Below are 13,441 nucleotides of genomic sequence, written 5' to 3'. Positions count from 1 at the left end.
GATCAGTTCACTGATTTCAGACGGGTTGAGTTGCATTGCTAACTCCTAAAAATGTTCTGTGTGCTTGCGGGGCGGTCGCTGTTTGCAACGATCGTCATGCGGCCAGGGCAACGTGCATCTTTTGCAGCTTGGCGCGCACCGAGGTGTCCAGCACCTGGTCGCCCACCACGACGCGCACGCCACCAATCAGCGAAGAATCGACCGTGACGCTGGGATTGAGTTTGCGGCTGAATTTGCTTTCCAGAACCGCAACCAGATCCTGCACCTGCGCCGGTGTCAGCGCAAACGCACTGACGATCTGCGCGTCGGCTGCGCCTTCCTGCGCATTTTTCAGCTGCTGGAACTGTGCGCCGATTTCAGGCAACAAGGTCAGGCGGCCGTTCTGTACCAGCATCATGACGAAATTCTTCACCTCGGCCGTCACCGGCGACTGCAACGTGGCCAGGAAGATCTCGGTCGTCTGCTCAGTCGTCAGCCGGGGATTATCGGCCATCAACTTGGTTTCCGGCACCGAGGCGACATCGGCCATTTCACTGACCAGCTGCGACCAGGCCTGCAGGTTGCCTGTGACTGCGACGCGAAACAGAGCCTCGGCGTAAGGACGGGCAACGGTTGCGAGTTCAGCCATGATTACAGCTCTGTCTTGAGTTGATTGAGCAGATCGGCATGGGCAGCCGAATCGATTTCACGCTTCAAGATCTGCTCTGCTCCGCTGATTGCAAGGCTTGCCACTTGCCCGCGAAGTTCTTCGCGTGCACGGGTTACCTGTTGCTCGGCATCGGCACGGGCGGTCGCAATGATGCGGGCCGCTTCGTCGGAGGCAGTCTTCTTGGCTTCTTCGATGATGCCCAACGCGCGCTTTTCGGCGTCGTTGATGCGCTTCTGGCCTTCATCGCGGGCGACTGACAGTTCGGCTTGTGCACGCTTTTCAGCGGCGGCCATTTCTGCCTTGCCGCGGTCGGCGGCGGCCAGACCATCGGTGATCTTCATGCGGCGCTCGTCGAGCGCTTTCATCAGCGGCGGCCACACGAACTTCATCGTGAACGCCGCCAGGATGAAGAAGACCACGAACTGTGCAAACAGCGTTGCATTCAGGTTCACGGTGATTTCCTTCTCATAATTGCGATTGTCGGGCCCCGGAATCGATCATTCCTGGCCCGGCGAATTGAGAACAGCTGCTTAGCCGGCGAACGGGTTAGCGAACGCAAACATCATGGCGATACCAACACCGATCAGGAATGCTGCATCGATCAGGCCGGCCAGCAGGAACATCTTGGTTTGCAGCGTGTTCATCAGCTCAGGCTGGCGAGCCGAGGCTTCAATGAACTTGCCACCCATGATGCCAATACCGATACAGGCGCCAATAGCGCCCAGGCCGATGATCAATCCGCAAGCCAGTGCAACGAAAGCGACGTTAGTCATGTGAACTCCTAAGTAGTCAAAGTCAAAATTAAAAAAGTACGGGATACAGCAAGATCAGATTGAAACTCGCAGCCTTGCTGCAATACGTTCGAGGTATTAGTGCCCCTCGTGCGCCTGTCCGAGATACACGAGCGTGAGCATCATGAAAATGAACGCCTGCAGCAACACGATCAGGATGTGGAAGATTGCCCAGATGGAGCCCGCTACCACATGCATGCCGAAACCCCACCAGGTGGCAGTCGAACCCAGGAGGGCAATCAGCAGGAAAATCAGTTCGCCGGCATACATGTTGCCGAACAGTCGCATACCGAGCGAAACGGTCTTGGCGACGAATTCAATGATGTTCAGGCCCAGGTTGGGGATCCACAGCGCAGGGTGCGAGCCGAACGGCGCGCAGAACAGCTCGTGCACGAAGCCGCCGATGCCCTTGATCTTCACGTTGTAGAAAATCATCAGCGCGAACACGCCAAGCGCCATGCCCATGGTGCCGTTGAGGTCGGCAGTCGGAACCGGACGGTGATACTTGATGGTGTCGGAGAGACCGGCCAGGCGGATCAGGCGATCGAACATGTCCACCGGCAGGAAGTCCATCGAGTTCATCAGCAGAACCCAGACAAACACGGTCAGGGCCAGTGGCGCGATGAAGCGGCGGTCGCCGTGAACAATGGCCTTGGATTGGTCTTCGACCATCTCGACGACGATTTCAACCAGCGCCTGGAAGCGACCGGGAACGCCGGAGGTGGCCTTGCGCGCAACCATCCACATGACCAGGGAGCCTATGATGCCGATGGCAACCGACCAGAATACGGTATCGAGGTTGATGATCGTAAAATCGACGATCTTGTCCTGGTGCTTCGTGGACAGGTGACCAAGGTGGTGAACAATATACTCGGACGCTGTGGGGGCTTTCGCCGCCGCTCCTGCAGCCAGTTCAGTTGCCATGTCAATGCCTAAACAATAAGATTATGTAACTTTTGAGTGCCACGATGAACCCGGCGAGTAGCGCCAGCCAGTTCAAGTCCTGGTACAGCATCGCGACCGCGAACAACAACGCGACCGTCAAAGCAATTTTGACAAACTCCCCGATCATGAACGACATCGGGTTGGCGCCTTCGGACTTGCTTGCGCTGGCAAACAAGCGTAACGCGAAGAGGCTATTGGGCAGGACACAACACAGTCCGCCCAAAATGGCCGAGAACAGCGCAGGCATTCCACCAATCAAACCGGCGATCGCGCCGATCACGGCGGTCATGGCCAATTGCAAAAGGACGAGGCGCAGCATCAATGTCCAAGGTCATGCAACCGCATCGCACGTTTCTGCCGCTTGCGCGCTGAAACTGCCTGACGCGGCGCGGTTAAAAAGTGCCTTCGTCGGAGCCACGGGATTATAAGTGTTTTCCGAAGTCCCAGTCAAACGTTGACTTGGGATGCGGCAATCTTTCGACGATGTGTCCGGTCAACGACACTCATTGAAACGTGTAGTCAGCAAGGGCATTACCTTATCTGCTGCAAGGGAATCCCCCCGCCGGCAATATTTATCCGCGCAACCTTGCTATCAACCCGTCCAGTGCATCGAGGTCGTTAAAATCAATTAGCAACTGGCCACGGTTTTTTGCCCCCATGCGGATGGTCACGGTGCTTGCCAGCACATCGGACAGTTCATCTTCCAGCCGCTTGATGTCGCGCGACTTTTCTTTTGCGCCGCTGCGCATGCCATCGCCATGTTGCTGCTCCTGGGATGCGCGCATGACCAGCTTTTCGGCGTCGCGTACTGACAGCCGCTTGGCCACGATCTGGTTCGCCAGGTTGATCTGGCTGGCCGCGTCGACCGCCAGCAGGGCCCGCGCGTGGCCCATGTCGAAGTCGTTTGCCATCAGCATGGTTTGCACCGGCGCGGCCAGGTTCAACAGCCGCAGCAGGTTGGATACCGCGCTGCGCGAGCGGCCCACCGCCTGCGCCGCTTGCTCATGGGTGAAATTGAAGTCGCTGACCAGGCGGTGAATGCCTTGCGCTTCTTCGAGCGGGTTCAGGTCTTCGCGCTGCATGTTCTCGATTAACGCCATGGCGGCGGCGGCCTGGTCGTCGACTGTCTTGACCATCACCGGCACTTCGGTCAGCCCGGCGATCTGGGCCGCACGGAAACGGCGCTCGCCGGCGATGATTTCATATTTCGGCCCGCCTGCCTGGTGTTCGATCGGCCGTACCAGGATGGCTTGCAGCAGCCCTTGCGCCTTGATCGATGCCGCCAGCTCGTTGAGTCCGCCCTCGTCCATCCTGGTGCGGGGCTGGTACTTGCCGGCCTGTAGCTCTTCCACGGCCAGCATGGTAGGCGCGGAGTCAGCGCCCGCCTGGGTCTCGGTAAAGTCGGCTGAGCCGCCCAGCAAGGCTTCCAGGCCGCGGCCCAGTCCTTTTGGTTTTTTTGTGACCATGGTTTGCTTTCCTGGATTTACATGGATTTGACGCGTTCGACCATTTCGCCGCCAAAGGCGATATATGCCTGCGCGCCCTTGGAGGCCGGGTCGAAAATGACGCCAGGCATGCCATACGATGGCGCTTCGGCCAGGCGCACATTGCGTGGAATGATGACTTTGAAGACCTTGTCGCCAAAGTGCTGTTCCAGCTGGGCCGACACCTGCTGCGACAGCGTGACGCGCGGGTCGAACATCACGCGCAACAGACCGATGATCTTGAGATCCGGATTCAGCTTGGCGTGCACGATCTTGATGGTGTTGACCAGGTCCGACAGGCCTTCCAGGGCGTAGTATTCGCACTGCATCGGGATGATCACGCCGTGCGCTGCGCACAGACCGTTCAGGGTCAGCATGGACAATGCAGGCGGACAGTCGATCAGCATGAAGTCGTAGTCGGCCTCGACAGCAGCAAGCGCATTCTTGAGACGCTTTTCCCGATTTTCCAGTTCGACCATCTCGACCTCGGCGCCGGCCAGCTCGCGGTTGGCGGGCAGGACATCGAACTTGCCGGTTTCCGAGAGCTTGATGGCGGATTTCGCATCGGCCATGCCGAGCAGCACCTGGTACACCGTGGCAGTCAGCGTCGCCTTGTTGATACCTGCGCCCATCGTCGCATTACCCTGCGGGTCCAGGTCCACCAGCAATACGCGCTGGCCAATCTTGGCCAGGCCCGCGGCCAGGTTGACCGCGGTGGTGGTCTTCCCGACGCCGCCCTTCTGGTTGGCAACGCAAAAAATCTTGGCCATGATTTGTATTTGTTCTAGTTGGTCGACATTTTGATACCGAAGCCGATCAGGAAAAGGCCGGCGAACTTGGATGACAGTGCTGCAATCTTGCGATTGTTCTTGAGCCTGGAAGCAGCAGCATTCCCGGCCAGCACGAGCAGCGAACCCCAGATCAAGGTACAGACCAGGATGATCGTCCCGATGGCAATGAAAGTCGGCGCGCCGCGGTGGGTCGCGGGGTCTATGAAGAGCGGGAAAAAGGCCATGTAAAAGACAATCGCCTTGGGGTTCAACAAGGTCACCATGAACCCGCGCCGCAGGTCGGCAAGATTGCTGAAGGCCAGTACCACGCCGCCGCCCTCCCCTTTGGCCAGCAGCAGGCGCAGCCCGAGCCAGCACAAGTAGGCAGCGCCCAGGTATTGCACGCCGGTGAACCAGCGTGGATTGGCCTGCAGCAGCGCCGCCACACCGAGCGCGGCCAGCAGCATCAGCACGGCGTCGGCCAGCATGAGGCCGAACAGGGCGGCGTAGCCACCCCGCACGCCACGCTGGCTGGTGCAAGTCAGCAGGCACATCGTGCCCGGGCCAGGCAGCATCAGGAAGGCCGCTGTGGTGGCAATCAACTGCCACGGATCGGTCACCCCAAGCTGCGCCAGGGATGGCAAGGCGATCATTGCGTTGCCCCTGCGGCGGATCGCTCTATCGTGACCAGGTGCCGTTCGGCGTCCAGGCCGGGAACGATCAGCTTTTCCACTTTGGTTGCGGCCCATCCGGCTGGCAAGCTGGCTATTTCGGCGCTCGGCAAGACGCCCTTCATGGCGATGAAGCGGCCACCTTGCTGCAGCAAATGCCCGGACCAGTTGACGAAATCGCGCAGCTCCGCGAATGCACGGGAAACGATCACGTCGAACTTTTCGCCCGCATCCATTTGTTCCACCCGGCCGGTGATAACCGTGACGTTCGATAGCGAAAGCTCTGCCTTGGCCTGGGTCAGGAATGCGGTCTTCTTGTGCACCGTGTCGACCATCGTAATCCGCATGGCGGGCGCGGCACGTACTGCCCAGATGGCGAACACCATGCCCGGCAAGCCGCCACCGGCGCCGACATCAAGCAGGCGTGTGGCTTTTGCTATCGCGGGCACGGCGGCGAGACTGTCGAGCAAATGCTGGGTAATCATGCGTTCTGGTTCGCGCACTGCGGTCAGGTTATAGACGCTGTTCCATTTGAAAAGGAGTGCTGTGTAATCGAGCAACTGATCCAGCCCAGCCTGGCCAAGGTCAAGACCAAGCGCGGCGACACCGCTTTCGAGCTGCGCGGCAAGCGCGGACCGATCGAAGCCAGGACCCCTCACGCTGCGGCTTCCGGCGGCGCGGCATCTACGGCAGCGGCGAACTCCTTGAAACCACCCTTCTTCAGATGGACCAGCAACAAGGAAATCGCCGCCGGCGTCACGCCCGAGATACGGGATGCCTGGCCTAAAGTCTCCGGCCGATGTCTGGTCAGCTTCTGGCGCACTTCCATTGAAAGTGCAGCGACCAGCATGTAGTCGAGCGCAGGGGGCAGCTTGAGATTCTCGTAATAGTCATGCCGCTCAACTTCCCGCGCCTGGCGATCGATGTAGCCGGCGTACTTCACCTGGATCTCCACCTGCTCCATCACGGCGGCATCGAGCGGCTGGGGCGCCGCATACCCGGTGCCATCCAATGCCGTCAGCGTCGACAGGCTTTGATAGGTGACTTCAGGACGCCGAAGCAAGTCAGCGAGCGCATACTCTCGCTCCATGCCTTTACCAAGAAGGCGCTGCGCCTCGGCATCCGAAATAATCTTGGGGCTGACCCAGGTCGATTTCAGGCGCTCCATCTCGCGAATGACGGCTTCCCGCTTTTTCTCGAAAGCCGCCCATTGCCGATCCCCGACACAGCCGAGCTGACGGCCGATTTCGGTCAGGCGCAAGTCGGCATTATCTTCGCGCAGGCTCAATCTGTATTCGGCCCTGCTGGTGAACATGCGATACGGCTCGGCAACGCCCTGCGTCACCAGGTCATCGACCAAGACGCCAAGATAGGCTTCATCGCGGCGCGGTGTCCAGGGTGCATCGCCACGCGTCTGCAAGGCGGCATTGATTCCGGCGAGCATGCCTTGCGCGGCCGCTTCTTCATAGCCGGTCGTTCCATTGATCTGACCGGCAAAAAACAGTCCTGATATTACCCGGGTTTCCAGCGATGCCTTCAGGCCACGCGGATCGAAAAAGTCATACTCGATGGCATAGCCCGGACGCAGGATATGCGCATTTTCCAATCCACGCATGGAGCGCACTAGTTGCAACTGAACGTCGAATGGCAGGCTGGTCGAGATGCCGTTCGGATAGAACTCATGGGTCGTCAAGCCTTCCGGCTCAAGGAATATCTGGTGCGACTCTTTGCCGGCGAAGCGGTGGATCTTGTCTTCAATCGAAGGGCAGTAACGAGGTCCGACACCCTCAATCACTCCGGTGTACATCGGACTGCGATCCAGGCCCGCGCGGATGATGTCGTGCGTGCGGCTATTGGTATGGGTTACCCAGCAAGGCATCTGGCGCGGATGCATCTCAACGGTACCCATCACGGAAAACACAGGGATCGGATCAAAATCACCCGGCTGCTGCTCCATGACGGACAGATCAATGCTTCGCCCATCAATTCGTGGCGGCGTACCGGTTTTCAGACGCCCTTGCGGCAGCTTCAATTCTTTCAGCCGGGCCGATAGTGAAATCGCGGGCGGGTCCCCGGCACGCCCAGCGGCATAGTTATTCAGGCCAACATGGATTTTCCCATCCAGGAAAGTACCTGCGGTCAAGACTACCGATCTCGCCGCAAATCGGATCCCGACCTGCGTAACTGCCCCGACCACCCGATCACCCTCGACGATCAAGTCATCGACTGCTTGCTGGAAGAGCCAGAGATTGGGCTGATTTTCAATGCGACTCCGAATCGCCTGCTTGTACAACAGGCGATCTGCCTGTGCGCGTGTGGCACGAACTGCCGGTCCTTTGGAAGAATTCAGGATACGGAACTGGATGCCCGCCTCATCGGTGGCGATTGCCATCGCACCGCCCATCGCATCGACCTCCTTGACGAGATGGCCCTTGCCGATACCACCGATCGAAGGATTGCAGGACATTTGCCCCAGCGTTTCAATATTGTGGGTTAACAAGAGGGTTTTTTGCCCCATACGCGCCGCAGCGAGCGCCGCCTCGGTACCGGCGTGCCCGCCGCCGACGACGATGACATCAAATTCAGTGGGGAATAACATGGGGCACCTCACAACAGAGCGACTGGAGCAGAGGCGAGATTATAAGCCGAATTGCCGCCATGCCCGATGTTTCACGTGGAACATGGCCCGCCGCGCCAGTCCGGATGTTCCACGTGAAACATTCAGGCCAGGAAAGCGTCGTAGGCGGTTTTCAGAACCAGGCCCGATACGACGAAAAGGAACAGGCGCCTGACGAAAGGAAGGCCACGCGTTATTGCCAGACGCGTCCCCGTTACCGATCCAAGGATATTGCATACCGCCATCACTGCCCCGACTTGCCAAAGGATATGGCCGGTATAAGAGAATAGAAACAGTGCGGCCAGGTTGCAGGCGACATTCACCACCTTTGCTGCTGCCGATGCCGACAGGAAATCAAATCCAAAAAACCGAACAAACATGAATACCAGGAAGCTACCTGTGCCGGGGCCGAAAAAACCATCATAGAAACCGATCCCCCCACCCACCAGTACAGCCAATACCTTTTCTTTGCTGCCCGTATGCTGGGGCGTATGGTGTTGGCCAAAATCTTTCTTTGCGTAGGTATAGGCCGCCACCAGCACCAACAGGAATGGCAGCATCTTGCGCACCAAATCTGGCGGCACCTTCGTGACGGTATAAGCGCCAAGAAACGAGAGCAGGAACGCGGCGGCGGCGGCCGGTGCGGCAGTCGCCCACCGAATCTTGACCCGGCGAGCATAGCTCGTCGCAGCAGCGGCCGTCCCCCAGATTCCGGCAAACTTGCTGGTACCCAACAAGGTTGCCGGCGCAGTCTGGGGGAAAAGCGAAAATAACGCCGGAGTCTGGATCAACCCTCCCCCACCGACTACGGCGTCGATCAAGCCAGCCAGAAAAGCAGCTGTGCCAAGGATGATGAGCTCAGTCATGAAAAGAAACCAGGAAGGCGTTGCGGTCGGGCATTGTACTACTCGCCCCTAAGCGGATTGTCCTTCCGTGGCTCAAGATTGTTAGAATAGTGGCCTTAGGAGACAACATGAATAACTTCAGCTTCAGCACTGTCCCGCACATCGTTTCCGAAGTCGGAGCGAGCATGCGTTTGGGCGAACTCGCCCGCCAGCATTTCCCTGCCGCCAGCCGCGCCTTGGTCGTGACCGATGCCGGCTTCGTCCGCACCGGTTTGCTGGAAGGCCCGATCAAGGGATTGGAGGCCGCCGGCTTCACGGTGAACACCTGCTCCGACGTGATCGCCGATCCACCGGATTCCGTCATCCTTGCCGTCGCCGATCAAGCCCGGCAACTCAATATTGATATCGTCATCGGCTTTGGCGGCGGCAGTTCGATGGACGTCGCCAAGCTGATCGCCGTGCTGGTAAAAGGCGAACAGCAACTCGACACCATGTACGGCATTGGCAATGTCAAGGGTGGGCGCGTACCTTTGGTGCAAGTACCCACTACCGCTGGAACCGGCTCGGAAGTTACGCCCGTCTCGATCGTCACCACCGGCGCCACGACAAAAATGGGCGTCGTGTCACCGAAGCTCTATGCGGACCTGGCGATACTCGATGCCAGCCTGACCATTGGCCTTCCGCCCAAGGTCACTGCGGCAACCGGCATCGATGCGATGGTGCACGCGATTGAAGCCTATACCTCGCGCCACAAGAAAAATCCGCTGTCCGACATGCTTGCCCGCGAAGCCCTGGCCCTGCTGGCAGGCAATATCCTGACCGCGTGCGAGGACGGTAAAAACCTTGCCGCCCGACAATCAATGCTGTTGGGTGCAATGCTGGCTGGCCAGGCGTTCGCCAACTCACCGGTTGCTGCGGTCCATGCGCTGGCCTACCCTATTGGCGGCATATTCCATGTACCGCACGGACTGTCCAACGCACTGGTGCTGCCGCATGTCTTGCGCTTCAATGCGCCGCATGCCGAGGGGCTCTATAGGGAACTGGCCAGCATCGTCTGCCCGGCCGGCACGACTCCGAGCTGCAAATCGCTGATCGTGCGCCTGGAAGAAATTGCTGCAATCACCGGGATCGAAACCCGGCTGCGGGAAGTTGGCGTCGCCGAGTCCGATGTCGACCGGCTCACTGATGACGCCATGTTGCAAACCCGGCTGCTGGTAAATAATCCCTGCGATCTGAGCCGGGACGACATCCGCTCCATTTACGCTGCCGCCTGGTAGGAGCTGCCCAACCTGCTTCACATGCTGTCCGGCGCAAGCGATCAAGACGATCGCTTGCGCCCCGGTTCAGAGCCCTCCTGGACCCAAAAAAACCCCCGGCCGCTTAGCGATCCGGGGGTTTTTTCCGCCTCCTCGCACCGGCGAGGCCACTTGCAAGACCCAAAGACTCTCTGCGCCAGCGCCGGCTATTCAGCCCGCCGCCCGCCGCTTCCACCACGCAGCAATTTCTCCGACGATACCGCGCCGGAAAGCCAGCACGCAAATGATGAAGATCACGCCAATCACCATTGTCACCGACTCGCCGATGGTATTGAACCATGACAGCTTGGTCGCCTCAGCAAGGAACGCACCGACGTCGCCCAACTTGTTTTCCAGCGCAATCACAACCACTGCGCCAACGATCGGGCCAAGCAACGTACCCAGGCCACCCACCAGCGTCATCAGCACCACCAGTCCGCTCATGGTCCAGTGCACGTCGGTCAGTGTTTCGAAGCCCAGCACCAGGGTCTTGGTAGCTCCCGCAAGGCCGGACAGGGCCGCTGACAGCACGAACGCCATCAACTTGTACCGATCAACGTCATACCCCAGCGAGATGGCGCGTGGCTCGTTTTCCTTGATCGCCTTGAGCACCTGGCCGAATGGCGAATGCACGGTGCGCACGATCACCGCAAAGCCGGCGATCGCGATCAACAGCACGAAGTAATAAAGCGTCAGGTCGTCGGCGAGATCGAACAGGCCGAATGCCTTGCCACGCGGCACGCCCTGGAGGCCATCCTCGCCGCCCGTTGCCTTGACTTCCAGGCAAACGAAAAACAGCATTTGCGCCAGGGCCAGCGTGATCATCGTGAAGTAGATGCCCTGCCGGCGGATTGCCAGCAAGCCCATTCCTAGCCCGATCACTGCCGCAGCCGCGGTACCCAGCAACAGCCCGAGTTCGGTTGGCAGCCCCCATATCTTCAGCGCATGGCCAGTCACATAGCCGGCGCCGCCGAAGAACGCCGCGTGGCCAAAGGACAGCAAGCCGGTGTAACCGATCAGCAGGTTGAACGCGCAGGCAAATAGCGCGAAGCACAACAGCTTCATCAGGAACACCGGGTAGAAATAAAACGGCAAGGCCGCCGCCACCAGCAACGCCACTACATAAACCAGTTTCCTGTTCATCTGCCGCTCCGCCTATTTCTCTTTGCCGAACAAACCTGCAGGACGAACCAGCAGCACGATTGCCATGATGATGAACACGACCGTGGCAGAAATTTCCGGATAGAACACACGGGTAAAACCTTCGATCACCCCCAGCAGCAAACCGGTCACGATCGAGCCCATGATCGACCCCATCCCGCCAATGACAACCACGGCAAACACCGTGATAATCAGGTTCGATCCCATCAGCGGCGACACCTGGATCACGGGCGCCGCCAGCACGCCGGCAAACGCGGCCAATGCCACGCCGAAGCCATAAGTGAGCGTCACCATCAATGGCACGTTGATACCAAAGGCTTCAACCAGTTTCGGGTTCTCGGTACCGGCGCGCAGATAAGCGCCGAGTTTGGTCTTCTCGATGACGAACCAGGTCAGCAAACATACGGTGACGGACGCGACGACGATCCAGGCGCGATAGTTCGGCAGGATCATGAAGCCCAGGTTAGTCGCCCCGGCGAGCTGGTCCGGCACGGAATAAGGCTGCCCCGAGACGCCGTAGACGGAGCGGAACACGCCTTCTAGCACCAGAGTGATGCCGAAGGTCAGCAACAAGCCATACAGATGATCAAGCTTGTACAACCAGCGCAGCATCGTGCGCTCCATGATCATGCCGAAGATGCCCACCACCAGCGGCGCCAGCACCAACATGACCCAATAGTTCAGGTTGAAATAAGTCAGCCCCATCCAGGCCAGGAATGCACCGACCATGTACAAGGCGCCGTGCGAAAAATTGATCACATTGAGCAGGCCGAAGATCACTGCCAGTCCGAGCGACAGCATCGCGTAAAACGAGCCGTTGACCAGACCCAGCAGCAACTGGCTCATCATCGCCTGCAGCGGAACGCCGAATATTTCCATGGCACGCCATATAAAAAATCGTCCGGATGACCGGACGGATGGATCAGATGAAGAATCGGCGCACCAAACGGTGCGCCGACGCCGCGATGCTTATTTCCAGGCTGCGCACTTGCTTTCGGCCTTGGTCGTGAAGGCTTGTTCACCAGGAATGGACTGCGCGACTTTCAGGTAGTCCCATGGGTACTTGGAGTCTTTCGGCGACTTTACCTGCATCAGGTACATGTCATGCACCATGCGGCCGTCCGGACGGACATATCCGTTTTTGGTGTACATGTCGTTGATCTTCATGGTTTTCATCTTGGCCATGATTTTTTCGCCATTGTCGGTGCCGGCTTCCTTGACAGCCTTCAGGTAAAAGGCGGCGGCGGAATAGTCGGCGGCCTGCAGGCTGGATGGCGACTTCTTCATTTTCTCAAAGAAGCGCTTGGACCACTTGCGGGTGTCCTCATTGGCATCCCAGTACCAGCTGTCGGTCAGGTACATGCCTTCAGTCAGCTTCAGCCCGAGCGAATGGATGTCGTTGATGAACATCAGCATGCCAGCCAGCTTCATGGTCTTGGTCACGCCGAATTCGTTGGCGGCCTTGATGCTGTTGATGGTGTCGCCACCGGCGTTTGCCAGTCCGAGGATCTGGGCTTTTGACGATTGCGCCTGCAACAGGAACGATGAGAAGTCGGAAGCCGACAGCGGATGGCGTACCGAACCGACCACTGTGCCGCCATTTGCCTTGACGATGGTTGCCGTGTCGGACTCCAGCGAATGACCGAACGCATAGTCGGCGGTCAGGAAGAACCAGGTCTTGCCGCCCTGCTTGACGACTGCGCCGCCGGTGCCCTTGGCCAGCGCCACGGTGTCGTACGCATAGTGCACGGTGTAGGGGGAGCATTCCTCATTGGTCAGGCGGGCAGATGCTGCGCCAACCGAGATGAATGGCTTTTTCTTTTCGGATGCGACCTTTGCCATGGCCAGGTTGGTACCGGAATTGGTACCGCCAATCAGCATGTCCAGGCCTTCACGGTCAAACCACTCGCGCGCCTTGCTGGCGGCGATGTCGGCCTTGTTCTGGTGGTCGGCGAAAACGAATTCAATCTTCTTGCCGTTGATCTTGCCACCGGCATCCGCAATCGCCATGCGGATTGCTTCCACGCCGCCAGGACCGTCGATGTCGGCATACAGCCCGGACAGGTCACTGATGATGCCGATCTTGATGACGTCGCCGGATATCTGGGCCGAGGCCGGTGCGCCAAATCCGAGCACTGCTGCGCCAGTGATTGCCAGCGTGATTGCTTTTAATTTCATGCTTGTCTCCTTTAGAGTTTTTGACTTTTTTCCAA

General features: G+C 58.8%; 15 protein-coding genes. 1 reads left to right on the top strand and 14 read right to left on the bottom strand.

Annotated features, from left to right (window positions below):
- Positions 1–94: 94 nt before the first annotated feature.
- The 11 genes from Q7T64_RS01835 to Q7T64_RS01785 form a co-directional block, all read right to left on the bottom strand.
- On the bottom strand, positions 95–628 hold the full coding sequence (locus tag Q7T64_RS01835) for a F0F1 ATP synthase subunit delta (RefSeq protein WP_304790206.1): 534 nt from the start codon (positions 626–628) through the stop codon (positions 95–97).
- Positions 629–630: 2 nt separating this feature from the next.
- Positions 631–1,101: a F0F1 ATP synthase subunit B gene (locus tag Q7T64_RS01830; RefSeq protein WP_304790203.1), complete on the bottom strand. Its 471-nt coding sequence runs from the start codon at positions 1,099–1,101 to the stop codon at positions 631–633.
- 78 nt (positions 1,102–1,179) lie between these two features.
- Positions 1,180–1,422, bottom strand: coding sequence for a F0F1 ATP synthase subunit C (gene atpE / locus Q7T64_RS01825; RefSeq protein WP_304790200.1), 243 nt, complete (start codon positions 1,420–1,422; stop codon positions 1,180–1,182).
- A gap of 96 nt (positions 1,423–1,518) precedes the next feature.
- A complete protein-coding gene (gene atpB, locus Q7T64_RS01820; protein WP_304790197.1) occupies positions 1,519–2,364 on the bottom strand; it encodes a F0F1 ATP synthase subunit A in 846 nt (281 codons plus the stop codon).
- Between the two features lies 1 nt (position 2,365).
- Positions 2,366–2,704 (bottom strand): ATP synthase subunit I, encoded by a 339-nt coding sequence (locus Q7T64_RS01815; RefSeq protein ID WP_304790194.1) that lies wholly within the window; start codon positions 2,702–2,704, stop codon positions 2,366–2,368.
- 253 nt (positions 2,705–2,957) lie between these two features.
- Positions 2,958–3,851, bottom strand: a complete 894-nt coding sequence (locus Q7T64_RS01810) for a ParB/RepB/Spo0J family partition protein (protein WP_304790192.1) — start codon at positions 3,849–3,851, stop codon at positions 2,958–2,960.
- 17 nt (positions 3,852–3,868) lie between these two features.
- Complete coding sequence (locus Q7T64_RS01805) at positions 3,869–4,639, bottom strand: ParA family protein (RefSeq protein WP_304790189.1); 771 nt, start codon at positions 4,637–4,639, stop codon at positions 3,869–3,871.
- 14 nt (positions 4,640–4,653) lie between these two features.
- Positions 4,654–5,292 (bottom strand): leucine efflux protein LeuE, encoded by a 639-nt coding sequence (gene leuE, locus Q7T64_RS01800; RefSeq protein ID WP_304790186.1) that lies wholly within the window; start codon positions 5,290–5,292, stop codon positions 4,654–4,656.
- Positions 5,289–5,969 carry a 16S rRNA (guanine(527)-N(7))-methyltransferase RsmG gene (rsmG, locus tag Q7T64_RS01795; protein ID WP_304790183.1) on the bottom strand — a complete coding sequence of 227 codons (681 nt, stop codon included), beginning with the start codon at positions 5,967–5,969 and terminating at the stop codon, positions 5,289–5,291. The genes leuE and rsmG overlap by 4 nt, the downstream gene beginning before the upstream one ends.
- Entirely contained in the window at positions 5,966–7,909 is a 1,944-nt protein-coding gene (gene mnmG, locus Q7T64_RS01790; protein ID WP_304790178.1) for a tRNA uridine-5-carboxymethylaminomethyl(34) synthesis enzyme MnmG, read from the bottom strand. Before mnmG ends, rsmG begins: the two co-directional genes overlap by 4 nt.
- Positions 7,910–8,031: 122 nt before the next feature.
- The gene (locus tag Q7T64_RS01785) at positions 8,032–8,793 is read right to left on the bottom strand and encodes a TSUP family transporter (RefSeq protein ID WP_304790175.1); all 762 of its coding nucleotides are present in this window, start codon (positions 8,791–8,793) and stop codon (positions 8,032–8,034) included.
- Positions 8,794–8,900: 107 nt separating this feature from the next.
- Between Q7T64_RS01785 and Q7T64_RS01780 the strand changes: the two genes are divergently transcribed.
- Positions 8,901–10,049, top strand: a complete 1,149-nt coding sequence (locus Q7T64_RS01780) for an iron-containing alcohol dehydrogenase (protein WP_304790172.1) — start codon at positions 8,901–8,903, stop codon at positions 10,047–10,049.
- Between the two features lie 189 nt (positions 10,050–10,238).
- On the opposite strand, the gene Q7T64_RS01775 is transcribed toward Q7T64_RS01780, so the two are convergent.
- The 3 genes from Q7T64_RS01775 to Q7T64_RS01765 form a co-directional block, all read right to left on the bottom strand.
- Complete coding sequence (locus Q7T64_RS01775) at positions 10,239–11,210, bottom strand: branched-chain amino acid ABC transporter permease (RefSeq protein ID WP_304790169.1); 972 nt, start codon at positions 11,208–11,210, stop codon at positions 10,239–10,241.
- A 12-nt stretch (positions 11,211–11,222) separates the two neighbouring features.
- Positions 11,223–12,107: a branched-chain amino acid ABC transporter permease gene (locus Q7T64_RS01770; protein ID WP_304790165.1), complete on the bottom strand. Its 885-nt coding sequence runs from the start codon at positions 12,105–12,107 to the stop codon at positions 11,223–11,225.
- A 90-nt stretch (positions 12,108–12,197) separates the two neighbouring features.
- Positions 12,198–13,406 carry an ABC transporter substrate-binding protein gene (locus Q7T64_RS01765; protein WP_304790163.1) on the bottom strand — a complete coding sequence of 403 codons (1,209 nt, stop codon included), beginning with the start codon at positions 13,404–13,406 and terminating at the stop codon, positions 12,198–12,200.
- Positions 13,407–13,441 lie beyond the last annotated feature (35 nt).

The sequence above is a fragment of the Lacisediminimonas sp. genome, assembly GCF_030645335.1.
Classification (GTDB): Bacteria; Pseudomonadota; Gammaproteobacteria; order Burkholderiales; family Burkholderiaceae_D; genus Lacisediminimonas.
This window is presented reverse-complemented; position numbering and strand designations above follow the sequence as displayed.

Coding starts and splice junctions, on each gene's coding strand:
- Q7T64_RS01765 (WP_304790163.1), bottom strand. CDS start 13,406: ATGAAATTAAAAGCAATCACGCTGGCAATCACTGGCGCAGCAGTGCTC.
- mnmG (WP_304790178.1), bottom strand. CDS start 7,909: ATGTTATTCCCCACTGAATTTGATGTCATCGTCGTCGGCGGCGGGCAC.
- Q7T64_RS01770 (WP_304790165.1), bottom strand. CDS start 12,107: ATGGAAATATTCGGCGTTCCGCTGCAGGCGATGATGAGCCAGTTGCTG.
- Q7T64_RS01785 (WP_304790175.1), bottom strand. CDS start 8,793: ATGACTGAGCTCATCATCCTTGGCACAGCTGCTTTTCTGGCTGGCTTG.
- Q7T64_RS01805 (WP_304790189.1), bottom strand. CDS start 4,639: ATGGCCAAGATTTTTTGCGTTGCCAACCAGAAGGGCGGCGTCGGGAAG.
- Q7T64_RS01835 (WP_304790206.1), bottom strand. CDS start 628: ATGGCTGAACTCGCAACCGTTGCCCGTCCTTACGCCGAGGCTCTGTTT.
- Q7T64_RS01815 (WP_304790194.1), bottom strand. CDS start 2,704: ATGCTGCGCCTCGTCCTTTTGCAATTGGCCATGACCGCCGTGATCGGC.
- atpB (WP_304790197.1), bottom strand. CDS start 2,364: ATGGCAACTGAACTGGCTGCAGGAGCGGCGGCGAAAGCCCCCACAGCG.
- atpE (WP_304790200.1), bottom strand. CDS start 1,422: ATGACTAACGTCGCTTTCGTTGCACTGGCTTGCGGATTGATCATCGGC.
- leuE (WP_304790186.1), bottom strand. CDS start 5,292: ATGATCGCCTTGCCATCCCTGGCGCAGCTTGGGGTGACCGATCCGTGG.
- Q7T64_RS01775 (WP_304790169.1), bottom strand. CDS start 11,210: ATGAACAGGAAACTGGTTTATGTAGTGGCGTTGCTGGTGGCGGCGGCC.
- Q7T64_RS01780 (WP_304790172.1), top strand. CDS start 8,901: ATGAATAACTTCAGCTTCAGCACTGTCCCGCACATCGTTTCCGAAGTC.
- Q7T64_RS01810 (WP_304790192.1), bottom strand. CDS start 3,851: ATGGTCACAAAAAAACCAAAAGGACTGGGCCGCGGCCTGGAAGCCTTG.